13 protein-coding genes are annotated in these 21,859 nt (G+C 74.5%); 2 read left to right on the forward strand and 11 right to left on the reverse strand.

The features are described from left to right. Window positions 1-102: 102 nt before the first annotated feature. Window positions 103-2,331 carry an ATP-dependent DNA helicase UvrD2 gene (locus ACZ7MX_RS05505; protein WP_472129601.1) on the reverse strand — a complete coding sequence of 743 codons (2,229 nt, stop codon included), beginning with the start codon at window positions 2,329-2,331 and terminating at the stop codon, window positions 103-105. 479 nt (window positions 2,332-2,810) lie between these two features. Between ACZ7MX_RS05505 and ACZ7MX_RS05510 the strand changes: the two genes are divergently transcribed. After that, window positions 2,811-3,056, forward strand: a complete 246-nt coding sequence (locus ACZ7MX_RS05510; protein ID WP_472129603.1) for a mycoredoxin — start codon at window positions 2,811-2,813, stop codon at window positions 3,054-3,056. A gap of 171 nt (window positions 3,057-3,227) precedes the next feature. Here ACZ7MX_RS05510 and nudC read toward each other — a convergent pair whose 3' ends face one another. The 5 genes from nudC to ACZ7MX_RS05535 all read right to left on the reverse strand — a co-directional run bounded on the left by nudC (window position 3,228) and on the right by ACZ7MX_RS05535 (window position 13,544). Continuing rightward, a complete protein-coding gene (gene nudC / locus ACZ7MX_RS05515) occupies window positions 3,228-4,163 on the reverse strand; it encodes an NAD(+) diphosphatase (protein WP_472129605.1) in 936 nt (311 codons plus the stop codon). A gap of 77 nt (window positions 4,164-4,240) precedes the next feature. Further along, the gene (locus tag ACZ7MX_RS05520) at window positions 4,241-5,647 is read right to left on the reverse strand and encodes a dipeptidase (protein ID WP_472129607.1); all 1,407 of its coding nucleotides are present in this window, start codon (window positions 5,645-5,647) and stop codon (window positions 4,241-4,243) included. Between the two features lie 10 nt (window positions 5,648-5,657). Continuing rightward, the gene (locus ACZ7MX_RS05525) at window positions 5,658-9,221 is read right to left on the reverse strand and encodes a UvrD-helicase domain-containing protein (RefSeq protein ID WP_472129608.1); all 3,564 of its coding nucleotides are present in this window, start codon (window positions 9,219-9,221) and stop codon (window positions 5,658-5,660) included. A gap of 289 nt (window positions 9,222-9,510) precedes the next feature. Further along, on the reverse strand, window positions 9,511-12,936 hold the full coding sequence (locus ACZ7MX_RS05530; RefSeq protein ID WP_472129610.1) for an ATP-dependent helicase: 3,426 nt from the start codon (window positions 12,934-12,936) through the stop codon (window positions 9,511-9,513). Window positions 12,937-13,133: 197 nt separating this feature from the next. Next, on the reverse strand, window positions 13,134-13,544 hold the full coding sequence (locus ACZ7MX_RS05535) for an MGMT family protein (protein ID WP_472129612.1): 411 nt from the start codon (window positions 13,542-13,544) through the stop codon (window positions 13,134-13,136). 188 nt (window positions 13,545-13,732) lie between these two features. Between ACZ7MX_RS05535 and ACZ7MX_RS05540 the strand changes: the two genes are divergently transcribed. Beyond that, entirely contained in the window at window positions 13,733-16,714 is a 2,982-nt protein-coding gene (locus ACZ7MX_RS05540; protein ID WP_472129614.1) for a lysylphosphatidylglycerol synthase transmembrane domain-containing protein, read from the forward strand. 122 nt (window positions 16,715-16,836) lie between these two features. On the opposite strand, the gene moeZ is transcribed toward ACZ7MX_RS05540, so the two are convergent. The 5 genes from moeZ to ACZ7MX_RS05565 all read right to left on the reverse strand — a co-directional run bounded on the left by moeZ (window position 16,837) and on the right by ACZ7MX_RS05565 (window position 21,810). Continuing rightward, a complete protein-coding gene (moeZ, locus tag ACZ7MX_RS05545; protein WP_472129616.1) occupies window positions 16,837-18,015 on the reverse strand; it encodes an adenylyltransferase/sulfurtransferase MoeZ in 1,179 nt (392 codons plus the stop codon). 73 nt (window positions 18,016-18,088) lie between these two features. After that, window positions 18,089-18,853: a spherulation-specific family 4 protein gene (locus tag ACZ7MX_RS05550; protein ID WP_472129618.1), complete on the reverse strand. Its 765-nt coding sequence runs from the start codon at window positions 18,851-18,853 to the stop codon at window positions 18,089-18,091. Continuing rightward, a complete protein-coding gene (locus ACZ7MX_RS05555) occupies window positions 18,841-19,797 on the reverse strand; it encodes an NAD-dependent epimerase/dehydratase family protein (protein ID WP_030417022.1) in 957 nt (318 codons plus the stop codon). Before ACZ7MX_RS05555 ends, ACZ7MX_RS05550 begins: the two co-directional genes overlap by 13 nt. 274 nt (window positions 19,798-20,071) lie before the next feature. Then, window positions 20,072-21,622, reverse strand: coding sequence for a hypothetical protein (locus tag ACZ7MX_RS05560; protein ID WP_472129619.1), 1,551 nt, complete (start codon window positions 21,620-21,622; stop codon window positions 20,072-20,074). Further along, window positions 21,619-21,810 (reverse strand): hypothetical protein, encoded by a 192-nt coding sequence (locus ACZ7MX_RS05565; RefSeq protein WP_472129621.1) that lies wholly within the window; start codon window positions 21,808-21,810, stop codon window positions 21,619-21,621. The genes ACZ7MX_RS05560 and ACZ7MX_RS05565 overlap by 4 nt, the downstream gene beginning before the upstream one ends. Between the last annotated feature and the right edge of the window lie 49 nt (window positions 21,811-21,859).

A 21,859-nucleotide genomic window follows, 5' to 3' on the forward strand; every position in this document is an offset into this window, starting at 1 on the left:
CGTTCCAGGCATTCAAGTACAGCACGGATCCATCGGATCTCGGAAAGTTCCGTTGTCTCCGTTGCTCACGAAGGCTATGGGGATGCGCTCCGCGCGCGCAAACTATTTTTCCGACGAGTTTTCCGCGGCGCCTTCGGACGCCTCGCCCGAGGCTCCCGAGAGCTCCCCGCCGGCACAGATCGCCAGCACGTCGCTGCCGTAGCGGTCGAACTTGCGCCGCCCCACACCGGAGATGACCGCGAGCTCCGATTCGCTTCCCGGCACCGCCTCGGCGATGGCCATCAGCGTCTTGTCCGTGAAGATGCAGTACGCCGGCTGCCGGGACCGGGCGGCCTCCTCCGCCCGCCACGCGTGCAGCCGCTCGTACAGCGCCTCGTCGAGCTCCGACGGGCAGTCCTCACACCGCATCAGCTTCATCTCACCCGCGTCCGTCAACGTCCGGTTGCACACCCGGCAACGGGCCGGACGGCGCTCCCGCGGACGCCGCGGCACCGCAGCCGCCGCCCCGCCGCGCTCCACGCCCCGCAGGACCGCGCCCTGCGCACGACGCCCCGCCACCGCCCCGGAACCGGGCCGCAGCCCGGTCAGGAAGCGGCTGGCGCTCCGGGAAGCCCGGCCCCCCGGCGATCTCGCCAGCGACCACGACAGCACCAGATGGCGCCGCGCACGGGTGACGCCCACATAGAGCAGCCGGCGCTCCTCCTCTATCTGCTCGTCCGTCCGGGCGTAGGTGATCGGCATCATGCCCTCGGTCAGCCCCACCAGGAACACGGCGTCCCACTCCAGGCCCTTCGCGGCGTGCAGGGAGGCCAGCGTCACCCCCTCGACCGTCGGCGCGTGCTGCGCGTTGGCCCGCTCGTCCAGCTCGGCGACGAAGTCCGCCAGCGAGGCCCCGGCCCGGGCCCCGGCGAACTCCTCGGCGAGCCGCACCAGGGCCGCCAGCGACTCCCAGCGGTCCCGCACCGCACCCGAACCGGCCGGCGGCTCGCTCCTCCAGCCCATGTCGCTGAGCACCGCCCGCACCTCCGAGGGCAGATCCAGCGCATCGTCGAGCAGCGCGTCGTTCGCCCCGAAACGGGCGGCGCCGCGCAGCTTGATGCCGGCCTCGCGCACCTCCGGACGCTGGAAGAACCGCTCGGCACCCCGCAGCTGGTACGGCACGCCGACATCGGCCAGCGCCTGCTCGTAGACCTCCGACTGGGCGTTGACCCGGAACAGCACCGCGATCTCACTGGCCGGCACCCCCGACGCGATCAGGTCCCGGACCCGGCGGGCGGTGCCCTCCGCCTCCGCGGGCTCGTCGGCGTACTCCGTGTACACCGGCTCCGGACCGGGCTCGCGCTGCGAGACCAGCTCCAGGCGGTGCTCGGCCGCACGTCCCTTGGCCTGCGAGAGCAGACCGTTCGCGAGATGCACGACCTGCGGGGTGGAGCGGTAGTCGCGGACCAGCCGGACGACGGTGGCGTGTGGATGGCGGGTGCGGAAGTTCAGGAGGTGGTCGGGGATGGCGCCGGTGAAGCTGTAGATCGTCTGGCTGGCGTCACCGACCACGCACAGATTGTCGCGGTCCCCCAGCCACAGCTCCAGCAGCCGCTGCTGGAGCGGGCTGACGTCCTGGTACTCGTCGACGACGAAGTGCTGGTACTGGGCACGGACCTGCTCGGCGATGTCGTGCCGGTCCTGCAGCACCCCGACCGTGAGCAACAGCACATCCTCGAAGTCGATGGCGCCCCGGTCACGCTTGAGCTGCTCGTAAGTGGCGTAGATCTGCCCCGTCTCGGCCGGGTCGCGCGGCGCCTCCCGGCCCGCCTTGGCGACCGCGGCCGGATAGTCGGCCGGCACGGTCTGGGTGACCTTGGACCACTCGATCTCGGCCGTGACGTCGCGCAGCTCATTGCGGTCCAGCCGGATCCGGCAACGCGCACCCGCCTCGGCCACGAGCTGCGCCTTCCGCTCCAGCAGCCGCGGAAGCTCGCCACCCACCGCCTTCGGCCAGAAGAACTGCAGCTGCCGCAGCGCCGCGGAGTGGAACGTCCGGGCCTGGACCCCGCCCGCCCCGAGCTGGCGCAGCCTCCCGCGCATCTCGCCGGCCGCGCGCGCGGTGAACGTGACGGCGAGCACACTCGCGGGCTGCAGGATCCCGGCCCGCACCCCGTACGCGATCCGATGGGTGATCGCCCTCGTCTTGCCCGTACCGGCACCGGCCAGCACGCACACCGGACCGTGCAGCGCCGTCGCGACCTCCCGCTGCTCCGGGTCGAGCCCGTCCAGCACCCCGTCGGCCGAGTCCGGGGCCGGCGGGAAGAGAGAGGAGTCCGTTGCTGCTGTCACCCCGCCATGCTGCCAGGTCCACCGAGACACCTGGGAAGCCTGTCCACAGCCTCCCTCTCCCTGTCGTACGCATCACCGCCCCTGTGGACAGCCGCCGACGCATACCGACGATGAGTGCTTTGCTTGATCCAACGGCCGAACGGGGCAGGAGCGGGGAGGCTGGGGAGGCTGGGCTGGGGTTCGTGGGCGCGGGCTGGGGCTCGGGCGCGGGCTGGGTCCCGGGCGCGGGCTGGGGCTGGGCTGGGGTGACTGGGAGCGGTGACGTCAGGGGGCGGCTGGTGCGGGGTGGGTGAGGGGGTGGGGTGGGGGCGGGGGGCCGGGGGGCGGCCCCCCGCCCCGAGGAAACCCCCGGGAATTGCCCGCCCCTCCCAAGCGTTGTGTCCCATGGCCGCGCCAAGTGGGCGGTACGAACCGCGCCCGAGTGGGCGGTACGAGACAGACGACCGACGAAGAACGACTGACGAAGGAGCGCGGGGCGCATGGCGGGCACTGTGACGATGTACAGCACCACCTGGTGCGGTTACTGCCGTCGGCTGAAGAGCCAGATGGACCGTGAGGGAATCGCGTACACCGAGATCAACATCGAGCAGGACCCGGACTCCGCGGCGTTCGTGGAGAAGGCCAACGGCGGCAACCAGACCGTGCCGACCGTCCTCTTCGCCGACGGCACGACGCTGACGAACCCGTCCCTGGCGCAGGTCAAGCAGAAGGTGGGCGTGGCCTGACGGCCGCCCGGGCGGGCCGCCTGAGGCCCGCCGCCTCCGGTCCCGGTGAGGGACCGACGGGCACATGCACGCGCAGCTGAGGGCCGTCGGCCGGTTCCGTCGAGCAACGACGGAACCGGCCGGCGGCCCTCTGTGCGCATGAGGCCGGCCCACCGGGCCCGCCTCGCCCCGTCACGGCTTCGGCAGCGGCTTGCCGTACCAGAGCTCGATCAGGCGGGCGGCGATGGAGATGCCGTAGGGCGGCAGGACCTCGCCGGATTCGAAGGCGGCGCGGAGGTCTTCCCGGGAGAACCAGCGGGCCTCTTCGATCTCCTCGCCGTCCACCTGGATCTCGGCGGAGGTGGCGCGGGCCATGAAGCCCAGCATCAGGCTGGACGGGAAGGGCCAGGGCTGGCTGGCCACGTACTCCACGTCCCCGACGACGACGCCGGCCTCCTCGTAGACCTCACGGGCCACCGACTGCTCGATGGACTCGCCCGGCTCGACGAAGCCGGCGAGGGTGGAGAAGCGGCCCTCGGGCCAGTGGACCTGGCGGCCGAGCAGGGCGCGGTCCTCCTCGTCGGTGACGAGCATGATCACGGCCGGGTCGGTACGGGGGTAGTGCTCGGCGCCGCAGGCGGGGCAGCGGCGGATGTGGCCGGCGGCGGCGATCACGGTGCGTTCGCCGCAGCGGGAGCAGAAGCGGTGCAGCCGCTGCCAGTTCTCCAGGGCGACGGCGTGGACGAGCAGGCCGGCGTCGCGGGGGGACAGCAGGAGGCCCGCCTCACGCAGGCCAGCCGGGCGCGCGGACTGGTCGATGCGGCCGGGGAGGCTGTCCTTCTGGAGGGCGAAGTAGCTGACGCCCTCCTCGTCGGTGCCGAGGTAGTAGCGGTGGGCCTCGGTCAGCGGCGCCTCGAAGGACGGCGTCATGATCAGTTCGGTGCGGCCGTCGGGGGTGTCGTCGATCAGTGCCTGGCCGCCGGACACCACGAAGACGCGCGTCGTCGGGTGGCTCCAGGCCGCCGCCAGCCATGCCTCGTCGAGACGGTGGTGGGCGGAGCGGTCGATACCGCTCGGCGCGCTGAACGTGATCGGCCGGTCGGCGGTGTGCTCGGTCCAGGTGGTCACTGCTGTTTCCAACTCCCCCTGTGGCGTGGGTGATTGCTGCGTACGGGCGCGGAACGGTGCGGCGGGGCGCGGGGCGGTCAGGTCCGCTGCCAGGTCTCCGCCAGGTCGCCCCACAGGTGGGCGGCGGTTTCGACGCCCTTCATCAGCAGGTCGAGTTCGACCTTTTCGTTCGGCGCGTGCCAGCCGTCGGAGGGGACGGAGATGCCGAGGAAGAGGACGGGGGCGCCGAGGACGTCCTGGAGGTCGGCGGCCGGGCCGGAGCCGCCCTCGCGGGTGAAGCGGATCTTCCGGCCGAAGGCGCGTCCCATGGCGCGGACGACGGACTGGAGCGCGGGGTGGTCGAGCGGGGTGAGGCAGGGGCGGGTGGCGCCCCAGAAGGTGATCTCGTGCCGGATGCCGGGCGGGAGCTGTGCGGCGACCCAGTCGCGTACGGCCTGCTGGACGGTGGCCGGGTCCTGGCCGGCGACCAGCCGGAAGGAGAGCTTCAGCTGGGCGGTGGACGGGACGATGGTCTTGCCGCCGGGGCCCTGGTAGCCGCCGCCGATGCCGTTGACCTCGGCGGTGGGGCGGGCCCAGAGGCGTTCCAGGGTGGTGGTGCCGGCCTCGCCGAGGGTGGCGTGGGAGTGGGCGGTGCGCAGCCACTCCTCCTCGTCGAAGGGCAGCTCGGCGAAGAGTTCCCGTTCGCGGTCGGTGAGTTCGATCACGCCGTCGTAGAAGCCGGGGACGGCGACCCGGCGGTCGGCGTCGTGGAGGGCGGCGGCCAGCCGGGCGGCCTCGGTGGCGGGGTTGGGCACCGCGCCGCCGAAGGAGCCGGAGTGGATGTCCTGGTCGGGGCCGTACAGCACGATCTGGCAGTCCGTCAGTCCGCGCATGCCGGTGCAGACGGTGGGGGTGTCCCTGGACCACATGCCGGTGTCGGAGACGATCACCGCGTCGCAGGCGAGGCGGTCGGCGTGCTTGCCGATCAGGGCGGGGAAGTTCGGGGAGCCGGACTCCTCCTCGCCCTCGATCAGCAGCTTGAGGTTGACGGCGGGCGCGGTGCGGCCGGTGGCGGCGAGGTGGGCGCGGACACCGAGGGTGTGGAAGAACACCTGGCCCTTGTCGTCGGCGGCGCCGCGGGCGTAGAGCTTGCCGTCGATGACCTGCGGCGCGAAGGGGTCGGTGTGCCAGCCGTCCTCGCGGGCGGCGGGCTGTACGTCGTGGTGGCCGTAGACGAGCACGGTGGGTGCGGACGGGTCGCCGGCGGGCCATTCGGCGAAGACGGCGGGCAGGCCGTCGCCCTCGGTCTCCCAGATCTCGGCGGTCGGGAAGCCGGTGGCGGTGAGCTTGGCGGCGAGCCATTCGGCGCTGCGGCGTACGTCGGGGGCGCGGTCCGGGTCGGCGGACACGGACGGGATGCGCAGCCACTCGGCGAGGTCGTCGAGGAAGGCGTCGCGGTGGCTGTCGAGGTACGCGCGGACGGCGCTGTCCGGGGTTGTGCTCATACGACCGAGCCTATCGGCCTTCCGGGGGAGGCCGGTCGTCGGTCTCGCCCCGCAGGATGCGTTCGATTCCGGCGCGGCCGGGGAGGCGGGCGGGCCGGGCGATCTCGCCGGTGCGGACGTAGAGGAAGGCGGCGCCGACGGCGGACGGGGGCAGGCCGTGGCGTTCGGCCCAGGCGAGGCGGTAGACGGCGAGCTGGAGGGGGTCGGCGTTCTGGGTGCGGCCGGTCTTCCAGTCGATGATCTCGTAGCGGTCGCCGTCGGGGCCGTGCTCCTTGTAGACGGCGTCGATCCGGCCGCGGATCACGCGTCCGGCGAGGATCAGCTCGAACGGCTCCTCGACGCGGTAGGGGGTGCGGTGGGCGTAGGGGGTGCGGGCGAACGCCTCCTTGAGGGTTTCCAGGTCGTGTTCGTCGGTGATCCGGTCGGCGTCGGGTTCGTCGGCGCCGGGCAGCTCGTCGGGGCCGAGCAGCGGCAGGGCGAGCTCCTCGAAGCGGGACTCGACCCAGGCGTGGAAGCGGGTGCCGCGGCGGGCGCCGGGCTGGGGCGGGCGCGGCATGGGGCGAGCCAGTTCGCGGGCGAAGCCGTCCGGGTCGGCGGCGAGGCGGAGCAGCTGGGTGGCGCTGAGGGCGGCGGGCAGCGGGACCTCGCGGACGGTGGCGCGGGAGCGGCGCAGCTCGTCGGCGAGCGCTTCCAGGTCGCGGTCCCAGGAGCCGAGGATGCGGCGCTCCTCGGGGAGCAGCGGGTCGGGGCCGGTGTCGGCGGTACGGGGCCGCGGGATCGTGGCGGCCGCACCGGGTACGTCGTCGCGCGGGCCCGCCTCCGGGATCGCGCCCGCGTCCGGCTCCTCGAACGGCTCGCCTTCGCCGAACGGGTCCCGTTCCTCGAAGGGGTCGGCGAAGGGGTCCGCCTCGGGCACGCCGTACGCATACGCCTCGTCGTCCTCGGGCACGCCGTACGGGTCGTCCTCCCACTCCTCCTCCGGTGGGGCCGGCGGCCACTCGGGGTCGTGGGCGGGGGACGGCGCGGGGACGGTGGCGGGCGGCTGCGGGGCCTGGTGGCGGGCGAGGTGGGTGCGGACCGCGGCCGCTGCGGTGCGGCGGCGGGCCAGGGCGGCGGGGTCGAGCGGCAGCGGCCAGGCTTGTTCGGCGGCGGCCTCGGCGAGGGTGGGGTTCTCGGCGCCCTCCTCGGGCGGGTCGGCCCAGTGCTCGATCTCGCCGTGGCCGGCCTCGCAGTGCTCGCGCAGCGCCTCCAGGAAGGCGGACGGGCCGCGCGGCCGCTTCTGGTGCGGGCCCCACCAGTGGCCGGAGCCGAGCAGCAGGGAGCGGGGGCGGGTGAAGGTGACGTAGCCGAGGCGGAGTTCCTCGGTCTGCTGGTGGTGCTTCATCGCCTCCTTGAAGTCCTTGATGCCGCGGGCGGCCCATTCCTCGACGTCGGGGAGGGTGGCGGCGTCGCCGCGGAGGGCGTGCGGCAGGACCTTGGCGCGGCTGGTCCAGGACTCGCGGGACTGTTCGCTGGGGAACTGCTTGGCGACGAGGCCGGGGACGGCGACGACGTCCCATTCGAGGCCCTTGGACTTGTGGGCGGTGAGCACCTTGACGGTGTTGTCGCCGCCGGGGAGGGAGCTGTCGAGGCCCTTCTCGTACTGGACGGCGGTGCGCAGGAAGCCGAGGAAGGCGAGGAGGGTGGCTTCGCCGTCGAGGGATTCGCCGCCCTGTTTGGCGGCGAATCCGGCGGCGACGTCGAGGAAGGTGCCGAGGGTTTCGCGGCGGCGGGCGGCGAGGGCGTGCGGGGACGCGGAGAGTTCGACTTCGAGGCCGGTGGTGGCGAGCACCCGGTGGAGGACGTCCATGAGGGGGTCGCCCAGGGAGCGCCGGAGGTCGCGGAGCTCGGCGGCGAGGTGGGCGAAGCGCACCCGGGCCTCGGGGGAGAACGGCAGGCCGTCGTCGGTGCCGTCGGCCTCCAGGAAGGTGTCGAGGGCGTCGGCGAGGGAGAGGGTCTCGGCGGGGTCGGTGCCTTCGACGGCTTCGGCGAGGCGTTGTGCGGGGTCGTCGGACGGGCCGCCGTGGTGGACGAGGGTGCGGGCGCGGCGCCCGAGGAGGGCGAGGTCGCGGGGGCCGATCCGCCAGCGGGGTCCGATCAGGAGGCGGACGAGGGAGGCGTTGGCGGTGGGGTCCTGGAGCACTTCGCAGACGGCGACGAGGTCGGCGATCTCGGGGAGGTGCAGCAGCCCGGAGAGGCCGACGACCTCGACGGGGATGTCGCGGGCGACGAGTTCGCCCTGGATGTGGGCGAAGTCGCCGGCGGTGCGGCACAGGACGGCGATCTCGCCGGGCGGGGTGCCGGTGCGCACGAGGTGGGCGAGGGAGTCGGCGAGCCAGCGGAGTTCTTCGGCCTGGGTGGGCAGCAGGGCGCAGCGGACGGTGCCGTCGCGTTCGGCGCCGGGGGCGGGGCGGAGCGCTTCGACGCCTTGGTGCATGCGGCGGAGCGGGGCGGCGAGGCCGTTGGCGAGGTCGAGGAGGCGGCCGCCGCTGCGGCGGTTCTCGCTGAGGGCGTACCGGTGGGCGGGGGTGCCGTCCGCGAAGGGGAAGTGGGCGGGGAAGTCGTCGAGGTTGGCGACGGAGGCGCCGCGCCAGCCGTAGATGGCCTGGCAGGGGTCGCCGACGGCGGTGACGGCGTGGCCGGTGGGGGTGCCGTTCGCGGCGCCGAAGAGGCCGGAGAGGAGCAGCCGCTGGGCGACGGAGGTGTCCTGGTACTCGTCGAGCAGGACGACCCGGAATTCGTCGCGCAGGATCCGGCCCACCTCGGGGCGGGTGGTGGCGAGGGTCGCCGAATGGGCGATCTGGTCACCGAAGTCGAGCAGATCGCGGCGGCGCTTCTCGCTGCGGTAGGCGGCGACGAGGTCGAGGAGCTCCAGTCGGGCGCGGGCGGTGTCGGGGACCTTGCGCAGGTCGGCGTTGGTGAGCTTGACCCCGTCGAGGGCGGCGAGCAGGCCGGTGTCGTAACGGCGGAGCTCGGCCGGGTCCACGAGGTGTTCGGCGAGCTCGGCGTCCAGGGCGAGGAGGTCCTCCACGAGGGAGGGCAGGGAGGTGGTGAGCGCCGGGTAGGGGCCGGGGGCGCTGCGCAGGGTGCGGGCGGCGAGCTGGAATCGGGTGGCGTCGGCGAGCAGCCGGGCGCTGGGTTCCAGGCCGATGCGCAGGCCGTGGTCCTTGAGGAGCTGGCCGGCGAAGGCGTGGTACGTCGAGATGCGCGGCTCGCCGGCGACGGCCTCGACGCCGCCCGGCACGGGCTCCGGGTCGGTCACCCCGGCCTTGACGAGGGCGGCCCGGACCCGCTCGGCGAGCTCGCCGGCGGCCTTGTTCGTGAAGGTCAGACCGAGGACCTGCTCGGGGGCGACCTGCCCGGTGCCGACCAGCCACACCACGCGCGCGGCCATCACCGTGGTCTTGCCGGACCCGGCCCCGGCCACGATGACCTGCGGCGCGGGCGGCGCGGTGATGCACGCCGTCTGCTCCGGGGTGAACGGGATCCCGAGCAGCTCCTTGAGCTGCTCGGGGTCGGTGATACGCGGTCTCACGCTTTAGACGGTAACGGCCCCCACTGACACCCCACGTATTCGACTGCGGTGACGGCGCTCGGCAGGCGTCGATACGCCAGCCCCCACTGACCCGCACACTCCCTCAACGGGAGGGGACGGGCCGGAGGGGCCTTGTTCGTGGACGTAAAGCGACAGCAGTCCACGAACAAGGCCCCGGAGGTCCGTCACCGCACCCGACAACCACCCAGCCCGCCGCAGGCGCAACGGCGAGACGCCCCGCGGCGGGACAGCCAGCTACGTGGGAGGCGCCGCAAAGCGCAGCGAACGGTCACTCCACCACGTGGCGCCCCTCCGGCCGCGCACTGCAAGAAGCGCGGAACGCGCAATGCGTGCAGTGCGTGCCCGCGGCCGGCGTGAAGCGTTCCTCCAGGACGCGGCCGGCGGCGGTGGCGAGGAGGTCGCCCACCCAGTCGCCGTCCGGCGGCGGCTGGGCCTGTACGGCGGGCAGCGCGTCGCCGCCCTCCTTCTGGGGGGCGCCGATGCGCAGGTGGACGAGTTCGGCGCCGCCGGGTTCGGGGGTGCGGCCGTCGAAGAGGTCGTCGACCGCGCCTTCGCGGACCGCGAGCTGGTAGACGGCGAGCTGGGGGTGGCGGGCGACCTCGGGACCGGTCGGTTTCTGCTTGCCGGTCTTGAAGTCGACGACGTAGGCCCTGCCCTGTTCGTCCTTGGCGACGTGGTCCATGCTGCCGCGGATGCGGACCTCGTAGGTGCCGGCGCGGAGGGTGACGTCGAAGGGGTGCTCGGTGGCGACGGGGTCACGGCCGAGGGTGTCGCGTTCCATGACGTGCCAACGCAGGAAGCGTTCGAGGGCGGCGCGGGCATGGTCCTTTTCCTGGCGGGACTTCCAGGGGGCGTCGAAGGCGAGCGCGTCCCATACGGAGTCCAGGCGTTCCATGAGGACGGTGAGGTCGGCGGGGGTGCGTCCGGAGGCGACCTCGTCGGCGAGGACGTGGACGACGTTGCCGAAGCCCTGGGCGGCGGTGGCGGGGCTGTCCGCCTTGACCTCGCGGCCGAGGAACCACTGGAGGGAGCAGGTGTTGGCGAGCTGGTCGAGGGCGCTGCCGGAGAGGACGACGGGCAGGTCGCGGTCGCGCAGCGGGACCCGGCTGTGGGTGGGGTCGTTCATGCCCCACCAGGTGTCGGGGTGGGCGGCGGGCACCAGGGGGCGGTGGTCGTCGTCGTGCAGGGCGGCGAGCCGGGCGAGGCGCTGGGCGGCGGCGTCGCGCAGGGCGGGGCTCGCCGCGGGGTCGACGGTGGTGGCGCGGAGTTCGGCGACCAGTGCGGCGACGGAGAGGGGGCGGCGGGGGCGGCCGGTGACGTCCTGGGGGGTGATGCCCAGTTCGGTGAGGAACCGGGAGGGCTGGTCGCCGTCGTCGGCGGCGGCCTTGACGGCGGTGACGACGAGGCGGTCGCGGGCGCGGGTCGCGGCCACGTAGAACAGCCGGCGTTCCTCGGCGAGCAGGGCGCCGGGGGTGAGGGGTTCGGCCAGGCCGTCGCGGCCGATCCGGTCGGCTTCGAGGAGGGAGCCGCGGCGGCGCAGGTCGGGCCAGAGTCCTTCCTGGACGCCGGCGACGACGACCAGCCGCCATTCGAGGCCCTTGGCGCGGTGGGCGGTCATCAGCCGGACGGCGTCGGGGCGGACGGTGCGGCGGGTGAGGGTGTCGGCGGCGATGTCCTGGGCGTCGAGTTCCTCCAGGAAATTGAGGGCGCCGCGGCCGCCGGTGCGTTCCTCGGCGCGGGCGGCGGTCTCGAAGAGGGCGACCACGGCGTCGAGGTCGCGGTCGGCGTTGCGGCCGGCGGCGCCGCCGCGCCGGGCGGCGCGTTCCAGGCGCTGCGGCCAGGGGGTGCCGTCCCACAGTTCCCACAGGGCCTGTTCGGCGGTGCCGCCGCCGGCGAGGAGTTCGCGAGCCTTGCGCAGCAGCAGGCCGAGCCGCTGGGCGCCGCGGGCGTAGCCGGGGTCGTGGGCGACCAGGCGCTGGGGTTGGGCGAGGGCGCGGGCGATCAGGGTGTCGGAGGGGGGCGGCAGGGGGGCGCCGGCGGCGCGTTCCTCCTCGCGCAGGGCGCGGCCGAGGCGGCGCAGGTCGGCGGAGTCCATGCCGCCCAGGGGGGAGACGAGCAGGTCGAGGGCGGTCTCGGCGTCGAGCCAGCCCGGGGTGGTGGCGGCCGGGGCGTCCGGTTCGGCGCTGTCCGGTTCCGGGGCGAGGGCGGCGCGGGCCGCGGCGCGGAGGGCGGTGAGCAGGGGGGCGACGGCGGGTTCGTGGCGCAGCGGGAGTTCGTCGCCGTCGATGTCGAGGGGGACGCCGGCGGAGGTGAGGGCCCGGCGGACGGCGGGGATGGAACGGCCGCCGGCGCGGACGAGGACGGCCATGTCGCGCCAGGGCACGCCGTCCTCCAGGTGGGCGCGGCGCAGGATGTCGGCGACGTTGTCGAGCTCGGCGCCGGGTGTGGGGTAGGTGTACGCCTCGACGCGGCCGCCGTCCCGTACGGGCGTGGGTTCGCGGTGGGCGCGGACCTTGGCGGCCGGGAGGCGGGTGAGCGGCATCCGGTGGGTGAGCTGCCGGGTGGCGGCGAGCAGGGTGGCGCCGGAGCGGCGGGAGGTGCCGAGGACGGCGACGGGGGCGGGTGTGCCGTCGCCGCGGCGGAAGGTTTCGGGGAAGTCGAGGATGCCGTTGACGTCCGAGCCGCGGAAGGCGTAGATCGACTGGTCGGGGTCTCCGAAGGCGACGAGGGTGCGGCCGGGGGTACCGGGGGCGGCGGCCGCTGTGTGGTTGCCGGCGAGCGCGCGCAGCAGCCGTACCTGGGCGGCGTCGGTGTCCTGGTACTCGTCGACGTAGACGGCGTCATATGTGGCGGCGAGGTCGGTGGCGACGTCGGGGCGTTCGGCCAGGAGCACGGCGCGGTGGACCAGTTCGGCGTAGTCGAGGATGCCCTGACCGTCGAGGACGTCGAGGTATTCGGCGAGGAAGCCGGCGGCGGCGTGCCAGTCGGGGCGGCCGGTGCGGCGGGCGAAGGCGCCGAGGGCGTCCGGGCCGAGGCCGAGTTCGCGGCTGCGGGCGAGCACGGCGCGGACCTCGTCGGCGAAGCCGCGGGTGGTCAGGCAGGCGCGGAGGTCGTCGGGCCAGCTGATCGCGGCCCGGCCCTCGGCGGCGAGGTCGGCCTGGCCCTGGAGGAGTTCGCGGACGACGAGGTCCTGCTCGGGGCCGGACAGCAGCCGCAGGGGGTCGGCGAAGAGGTCGGCGTCCTGGTGGGCGCGGACCAGGGCGTAGCAGAAGGAGTGGAAGGTGGTGGCCTGCGGGAGGCCGGCCGGTGCGGGCGGTGTCCCCGGGCCCTCGCCGTGTTTCCCGGGGCGCCGGCGCGGCTTCTCCAGGGCGCGCAGGCGGAGGGCGAGGCGGTCGCGGAGGTCGACGGCGGCCTTGCGGCTGAAGGTGAGGACGAGGATCCGCTCGGGGTCGCCGCCCTCCCTGACCCGGCGGGCGACGGCTTCGACGAGGGTCGTGGTCTTGCCGGTGCCGGGGCCGGCGAGGACCAGCAGCGGGCCGTCGCGGTGGTCAACCACGGCGCGCTGGGCTGCGTCCAAGGTGGGAGGGTCCACCCGTTCCGGCGGGGTGCGGACCAGTCGGTACGCGCCGGAGGCGTCCTGCCGCGCCGCCCGGCGGGGCTGCGTCGGCGGGACGGCCGAGAAGGAGGAGCTCACGTGGATCGCCGGTCCTGAGGAGGGTGCTGGTCGTGGTGCGGATGCGGTGCGGGGGTGGCCGGGGGCCGGGCGGCGGGGCCGTGGTGGCGGCCGGCGCCGGGACGGCAGTGCCCGACGCTACGCCAGTCGGCGCCCGGCCCGGGGACCGGTCCGGGGGCCGCCGGGCCGGGCCGCGGCCGACGCCGGTGCCGGGCGGCTCACCCGTCGCATGGGTCGTCGCGGTCGTCCGGGCGGCCGTCGGGGTCGTCCGGCCGGCCGTTCCAGCGGGCCTGCCGCAGGTCGAGCCTGGGTATGTGGTCGTCCGCCGCCACCGACGCCGTCCGCAGCGGGGTGCCCTCGTCGCGGTAGTGGGCCAGGGCGCGCAGTTCGCTGCCGGGCAGCAGCCTCCCGTCGGCGCGCACCACCCGCCACCAGGGGACCGCGCCGCCGTAGAGCGCCATCACCCGCCCGACCTGCCGTGGGCCTCCCTCGTCCAGGTACTCCGCGACATCTCCGTACGTCATGACCCGGCCGGCCGGGATCAGCTCGGCGACGGAGAGCACCCGCTCGGCATAGGCGGGCAGCTCCCCGGCGTCGGCGCCGGGCGCCGTGTCTGCGGTACCACTCATTCGGTCCATCCTGCCGCACGGCACCGACAATGGGAGCGGACACATGGTCCACCACCCTTCGGAACACCGGCGGCGGCCGCCACCGGACCCGGCGCGGTGGCGGAGGTTCCGCTTCCCGTCACCCCGAAATGCACCCTGATGCCCCCCTCCACCGGTCGGCCGTGCCACCATCTTCCGGACGGTGACTGGTGATACGAGATCAAGAAGAGACGGCCGAGCAGCAGGGCGCGGCGCCTCCGCGGGAGGCGGGCGCCCCTGAAGCGCTGCCCGTCGAGGGGAAGCACCAACGGAGGCCGGCCACGGCTTCCGCTACCGAAAAGGCGAGCACGATCAAGAAGGCCGAACGACCGGGGGCGTCCCAGAGGCCGGAAGGGCCCAAGGAGCCCGCACCACCCAAGGGACACGAGGAGGAGCCGAGGAGCGACCGGCAACACCGGCAGGCACCGGACGACGCGCACGTGGAGCACGGCAAGGGCGCCGAGCCCGGCCCGGCCGCGGCCCGCGGTACGTCCCGGACGGGTTCGCACCGTGACGGGGCGGCCGCCGACGCGTGCGGCGAGGTCCACGTCGACCGGGTCTCCGGTGACGAGCCGCTGCTGCCCGCCCGGGTGCACCGGCCCTCCGACCTGCTGCGGCTGCTGCTCGGCATGGCCGGCATCGCCCTGGTCCTCGGTCTGGCCACGTTCGCGCACGGCACCACCGCGGGCCTGGCCCGGGACATCGGAACGGGCGCGCGGGCCACTCCCCCGCTGCTGATCAACCTGGCGGGGCTGAGCGCCAGCGTCGCGGTGCTGATCGTGCCGGTGGCGTTCGCCGTCGAGCGGCTGATCAAGCGGGACGGGCTGCGGATCGCGGACGGCGTGCTCGCCGCCGTCCTGGCGCACGGGGTGTCGCTCGCCACCGACCTGTGGGTGGCCGAGTCCGCCCCGGCCTCCATCAGGGTGGCGCTGACCCAGCCGCTGCCGAACGGCTCGCTCTCCGCGCCGGTGCACAGCTATCTGGCGCCGGTGATCGCCTACATGACGGCGGTGGGCATGTCCCGGCGGCCGCGCTGGCGGGTCGCGATGTGGGGCGTGCTGCTGCTCGACGCGTTCGCGGTGCTGGTCGGCCGCTACACCACACCGTTCGCGATCATCACGACGGTGCTGATCGGCTGGACGGTGGCGTTCGGCACCCTCTACGCCGTCGGCTCCCCCAACGTCCGGCCCACCGGGCAGAACCTCCTGGCCGGGCTGCGCCGGGTCGGCTTCCGCCCGGTCAGCGCGATGCGCGCGGAGGACACCGTCAACGCCGAGCACACCGCCGGCCCCGAGCAGAACGAGCACGCCGACCGCGGCCGCCGCTACCTCGTCACCCTGGAGGACGGCCCGCCGATCGACGTCACCGTGGTCGACCGCGAGCAGCAGGCCCAGGGCTTCTTCTACCGGGTCTGGCGCCGGCTGTCGCTGCGCGGCGGCATCAACCAGCGCCGCAGCCTGCAGTCGCTGCGCCAGGCCCTGGAGCAGGAGGCGCTGCTGGCGTACGCGGCCATCGCGGCCGGCGCCAACGCCCCCAAGCTGATCGCGACCTCCGAGCTCGGCCCGGACGCGGTGATGCTGGTCTACGAGCACATCGGCGGCCGCACCTTCGACTCGCTGGCCGACGAGGAGATCACCGACGCGCTGATGCACAGCGCCTGGCGGCAGGTCGACGCGCTGCAGTCGCGGCGGATCGCCCACCGGCGGCTGGTCGGCGACGCGCTGCTGGTGGATCGTTCCGGCAACATCGTGCTGACCGAGCTGCGCGGCGGCGAGATCGCGGCCGGTGACCTCGTGCTGCGGATGGACATCGCCCAGCTGCTGGTCACGCTGGGCCTGCGGGTCGGCGCCGAACGGGCGGTGGCGGCGGCCGTCGAGGTGCTCGGCCCGGACGCGGTCGCGGACAGCCTCCCACTGCTCCAGCCGATCGCGCTGAGCCGCACCACCCGGGCCACCCTGCGCCAGCTGGCCCGTGAGCGCGCCAAGCGGGAGCGGGAGGCGGTGCTGGCGGCTTCGCAGGCCGCCAAGGAGGCCCGGGAGGCCCGGGAGGCGGCCCCGAAGGACCGCAGGACGCTGCGGGCCGAGCGGCACGCGGAGAAGAACGCCGAGAAGCGGGCGCTGGACGAGGCGTCGGAGGAGGCCCGCGAGGAGGACCTGCTGGCCCAGATCCGCCGGCAGGTGCTGCTGATCCGGCCCACCGCGGTGATCGAGCCGGCGAAGCTGGAGCGGCTCAGCCCGCGGATCCTCATCAGCTGGATCGCCGGTGCCTTCGCGGTGTACCTGCTGCTGTCCCAGCTCACCAACTTCAACCTCGGTGACGTGGTCAGCGAGGCCCAGTGGGTGTGGGTGCTGGTGGCGATGTTCTTCTCGGCGACGACGTACATCGCGGCGGCGATGAGCCTGTTGGGGTTCGTCACGGAGAAGGTGTCGTTCGTCCGGACCATGATCGCGCAGATCGCGGGCAACTTCGTGAAGCTGGTGGCGCCCGCCGCGATCGGCGGGGTGGCGCTCAACACCCGCTTCCTGCAGCGCGCCGGGGTCCGGCCCGGTCTGGCGGTGGCCAGCGTCGGCGCCTCCCAGCTGTTCGGGCTGGGCAGCCACATCCTGCTGCTGCTGGCCTTCGGCTATCTGACCGGCACCGAGCAGACCCAGGACATCTCGCCGTCCCGTACGGTCATCGCCGGGCTGCTGACCGTGGCCGTGCTGGTCCTGGTCGTCACGGCCGTGCCGGTGCTGCGCAAGTTCGTCTCGACGCGGGTGCGGTCGCTGTTCGCGGGTGTGGTGCCGCGGATGCTGGACATCCTGCAGCGGCCGCGGAAGCTGGTCACCGGCATCGGCGGGATGCTGCTGCTGACGGCGGCGAACGTGATGTGCCTGGACGCGTCGATCCGGGCGTTCGGCGGCGGCGACAAGATCAGTTACGCGAGCATCGCGGTGGCCTTCCTCGCCGGCAACGCGCTGGGCTCGGCCGCCCCGACTCCGGGCGGCGTGGGCGCCGTCGAAGGTGCGCTGATCACCGCGCTGACCATCGCCGGGCTCCCCGGCGACACCGCGTTCCCGGCGGTGCTGCTCTTCCGGCTGATGGTCTTCTGGCTGCCGGTCCTGCCGGGCTGGCTGGCCTTCACGTATCTGACCCGCAAGGGCGAGATCTGACCCGCGACGGTGCCCCGGGCCCTGGGGCGGCCGGGGCAGCCGGGCAACGCGAAGGCGCCGGTCCGTGGTGATACGGACCGGCGCCTTCGGTTACGGCTCGGTGCTCAGCACACCGGCCTTGATCAGTAGACCGGCTTCTCCGGCTCGACCGTGTTGACCCAGCCGATGACGCCGCCGCCCACGTGGACGGCGTCGGCGAAGCCCGCGGACTTCAGGACGGCCAGCACCTCGGCCGAGCGGACGCCCGTCTTGCAGTGCAGGACGATCTTCCGGTCCTGGGGGAGGTCCTGGAGGGCGTTGCCCATCAGGAACTCGTTCTTGGGGATCAGCCGGGCGCCGGGGATGGAGACGATCTCGAACTCGTTCGGCTCGCGGACGTCGATGATGTCGATCTTCTCGTCGGCGTCGATCCACTCCTTGAGCTGCAGCGGAGTGATCGTCGAGCCGGCCGCCGCCTCCTGGGCCTCCTCGGAGACGACGCCGCAGAACGCCTCGTAGTCGATGAGCTCGGTGACGGTCGGGTTCTCGCCGCAGACCGCGCAGTCGGGGTCCTTGCGGACCTTGACCTGACGGTACGTCATCTCCAGCGCGTCGTAGATCATCAGGCGGCCGACGAGCGGGTCGCCGATGCCGGCGAGCAGCTTGATGGCCTCGTTGACCTGGATGGAGCCGATGGAGGCGCACAGCACACCGAGGACGCCGCCCTCGGCGCAGGAGGGGACCATGCCCGGCGGCGGGGGCTCCGGGTACAAGCAGCGGTAGCAGGGGCCGTGCTCGGACCAGAAGACCGACGCCTGGCCGTCGAAGCGGTAGATGGAGCCCCAGACGTACGGCTTGTTCAGCAGCACGCAGGCGTCGTTGACGAGATAGCGGGTGGCGAAGTTGTCGGTGCCGTCCACGATCAGGTCGTACTGGGCGAAGAGCTCCATGACGTTCGTGGAGTCGAGGCGCTCTTCGTGGAGGTTGACCGTGACGTACGGGTTGATGCCCAGCACCGTGTCCTTGGCGGACGCGGCCTTGGAGCGGCCGATGTCCGCCTGGCTGTGGATGATCTGGCGCTGCAGGTTCGACTCGTCGACCTCGTCGAACTCCACGATGCCGAGGGTGCCGACGCCGGCCGCGGCCAGGTACATCAGCGCGGGCGAGCCCAGGCCGCCGGCGCCGACACAGAGCACCTTGGCGTTCTTCAGCCGCTTCTGCCCGTCCATTCCGACATCGGGAATGATCAGGTGGCGGGAGTACCTGCGGACCTCGTCGACGGTGAGCTCCGAAGCGGGCTCGACCAGGGGTGGCAGCGACACGGATGACCTCAACAAGGGGGTTGGTCGGTATCTGAGGACTGGTTGTCTTCCCGTAACACTGCCACGCCCTTCTTCATTCCGAGACACCCGGTCCGATGCGCGAGACGAATTCGTCCCAGTAGCCGGGCAGCGATTCCCAGGCCCTTCCGGCGGGATCCGCGGCCCCGGCCCGGCGGTCGGTGAGGTACACGGTGCCCGCCCCTTGCCAGCGGGCGATCCGCAGCGCTTCGTCCAGGTGCGTGCGCGGCACGCTGTGCACGAGGTGGCAGAACCGCTCCGGCGGGTGGTCGGCGGTCCACTCCGCCACCTGTGACCAGCGGTAATCGGCCCACCGGCCGGCAAAGGTGACGAGCTGGTCGGCGGATTCGGCGTAGCCGGGGTGCGGGTGGCTGCCGTGCCCGAAGACGAGGTGGCCGTCCGGGCGCAGGCCGCGCAGGGCGGCGGCGATCCGCCGGGTGGCGGGCAGCAGGGGCCGGTCCGTGGGGGTGCGGTCCAGCCAGAAGCCGTCGACGCGGTACCACTCCAGGTAGCGGTGGGCGTCGGAGAGCAGCTCGGCGAAGGGACGGGCGCCCCGGCCGAGGTCGAGGTGTCCCAGTACCCGGACACCCGTCTCACGGAGGCGGGCGGCGGCCGGGACGCAGTGCGGGTCGGGGCGGGCGCCGGGCCCGTTGGACACGTCGAGCACCGCCCAGTGCACCAGGCCCGGCCCGCAGCCGAGCAGTCCGGCCCATTCGGCGGGCGCGAGCAGCGGATGGGCGAAGCCGGGCACGCCCAGGCCGAGCGGGGCGGCGCCGGTCGGGGCGCGGGCGGGGCCGGCGGGCGTGGTCAGATGCGACATGCGGCCTCCATCCAGATGTCGGCGAGGGACTCCTCCAGGACGATCCGGGGGCGCCAGCCGAGCCGGTCGCGGGCGGTGCGGACGTCGGCCTGCTGCCAGGTGCCGCAGCCGTCCGGGTAGGGGTAGGTGGCGGGCGGCGAACCGACCGGGTGGTCGCCGGCCGGGCCGGGGATGACGAGCCGGGCCGGCGGGGAGTCGAGTTCGTGCAGCGCGCCGCCGAAGCCGGCCACCCGGGCGAGCACCGAGGCGGCCTCGCGCAGCCGTACCGCGCGGCCGGTCCCGATGTTGACGACGCCCTGCGCGGCGGACAGCGAGGCGGCGTGCACGGCGCGGGCGACGTCCCGGACGTCGACGAAGTCCCGCTGCACGCCGAGCCCGCCGAGTTTGAGTTCGTTGTCGCCGGACTGCATGGCGCGGCGCATGGCCTCGGCGAGCCGGCCGAGCGGGGAGCCGGCCGGGGTGCCGGGGCCGACCGGCGAGAAGACCCGCAGCACGACCGCGTCGAGGCCGGAGCCCAGGACGAGTTCGGTGGCGGCCAGTTTGCTGACGCCGTACGGCCCGCCGGGGCGCGGCACCGCGTCCTCGGCGGTCGACGAACCGGGCTGCGAGGGCCCGTACTCGGAGGCGCAGCCGAGGTGGACCAGGCGTGCGCCGCAGCCGCTGCGGCGCAGCGATTCGCAGATGGTGGCGACCGCGACGGTGTTGTGCCGGGTCAGCTCGCGTGCTCCGCCACGGGTGGCGCCGGCGCAGTTGACGACCACGCCGGGGTGGACCGCGTCGAGGAAGCGGGTGAGCGCCCCGGGACTGCCGGTGGCCAGGTCGAAGCGGACGTCGGCGTCGTCGCCCCGCCCGAGGGCGGTGAGCTGGACGGCGGGGTCGGCGAGCAGGCGGTCGGCGACGTAACGGCCGAGGTAGCCGTTGGCGCCGATGAGCAGCACCCTCATCGTGCGACCCCCCGGTGCCGTCGGGCTTCGGTCGGCTGGACGTTCATGTGTCGTGCTCCTAAGGCGGATGGTGGGAAGTGCGTGCGCTCCGGCCGGGGGGTCGGCGTCCGTCGTGGGGACGGGTGCCGCGTGGGGGGTGTGGTCCGCGGCGGGCGGGCCACCGCGGCCGGAGGTGCCGGAGAGGCCGTTGCCGGGTGCCTCTGCGGCGGTGGTGCGTGGTGCGGGCGCCCGGGTGGGGCGGCGTGGTGGTGCGGCCCGGTGGCCGTCGGGCGGGTCACGGCCGGGGCGCCTTCGGGGGGCCGGCGGGGGCGGGTGAGTGCGCGCAGGCGCCGGTGAGCGCCCGCAGGCCGTACGCGAGAAGGCCGAGCGCGGCGGCGGTGCAGGCCAGGGCGGGGACCGCGGCCGGTCCGACGGCGGTGGCCAGCGCCCGGACCGGGGTGCCGAGCGGGGGCGCGCCGGGGAGCCGGGCGATCAGGACGAGGGCGGGGACGAGCGCCTCCAGGGCGGCGGCCGAGGCCAGGCCGACGGCGGCGGGCTTGGGGAAGCCGTGGACGGTGAGCAGCCGGGCGAGGAAGAGCAGCAGCCCGAGGGCGACGACGGACACCGCGGGGAGCACGCCGCCGTCGCTCCCGTCGAGGGCCGCGCGGGCACCGAGGAGCAGCGCGGTCAGCGTGGCCAGGAAGAGCAGGGTGGTGCCGAGCAGCAGCGGCCGGATGCGGGCCGCGAACTCGCCCAGGCCGCGGCTGGCGGCCAGGGCCCGGCGGCCGCGTACGGCGAACCAGCGGGCGCAGCCGGCCGCGGGGAGCACGGCGAGGGCGAGCGCGAGGGCGGCGGCGAGGGCGGGGCGGGGGTGGGCGGCCGTCAGGCCGGGGCCGCCGGGCAGCAGCCGGCCGAGCAGCCGGTCACCGCCGAGCGTGCAGCTGACGGTCCAGCAGGTCCACAGGGTGGCGGCGCGGGGGCCGGTGCCGGGGTGGCGGGCGCGGAGCGGTCCGATGCGTACGGCCAGCCGGACGGCGAGGGCGGTCAGTACCAGACCCGTGGCACCAACAGCCGTGCGTGCCAGGGGCGTTGGTGCCCCGCCGACGGAGGCGAGGGCCGCGAGGGTGGCGGCGCAGAGGGCGCCGGGGAGGAGGTGCAGCGCGGCGCCGCAGCGTCCCCCCCACCCCCGGACCCACCCCCCGCCCCCTCCCCCGAAGGGGGAGAGGGGGGAGGGGGCGGGGGAGAAGTTCCGCGGCCTGCCGCCGCCCTGGGAACAGGGCCGCCCCGCCGCCCCGCCGGCGTACGACGGACCCGCCGCCCCACCCACGTACGGCTGCCCCGCCCCGCCACCGGCGTACGACGCCCCGTCGCCGGTGTACGACGCCCCACCACCGGCGTACGACGCCCCACCCGCATCGCCCAGCGGGTCACCCCCCACCCCGCCGTCCGCCCCACGGTCAGTCCCGCCGTCCGCCTCCCACTCCCCCGCCGTGCCGTCCAGGGCCCGCTCTCCCGGGCTCGCGCCCAGGTGCACCGTGCCGGGTTCCGCGCGCGGTACGCGGGCGTAGAGCTCCTCGGCGAGGGAGAAGACGTCCCGGTGCCGGAAGCGGGCGGCGGTGCGGTCGGTGACGCCGTGGGCCTCCAGTCCGGCGGCGATCTCCAGCGGGTCGACGGCGTGGGCGCAGAGCGCGTGGTGACGGTGCATCAGGGCGCGGACGGGGTCGGCGGGGCCGCGGCGGGCGGCGCGGGCGGTGGCGGCCTTGCGGGGTGCGGGGGCGGACGCCGTAGGGCCGTCCGCCGCGCCGTTGTGGAGGGCGCCGGTGGTGCCGCGGTCCGGGGTGGTCATCGTTCGTCCCTCTTGTCCGGGGCCGCCGGGCGGACCCGTACCGGGCGAGGGCCCGCGGCGCGGTCCCGGGGTGGGCGGCGGCGGAGGCCGTCCCGGTTGCCGGCGTGGGCCACGTCGGCCATGCCCGTCACCAGGGCCACACCCACCACCCCCATCGCACACATCACGTCCAGGACACCTGTCACCACTGCCGCCACCCCTTTCCTCTCCGTCGCGCCCACCACGGCTGCCTCTCGC

This window comes from Streptomyces sp. NPDC107765 (assembly GCF_055657085.1).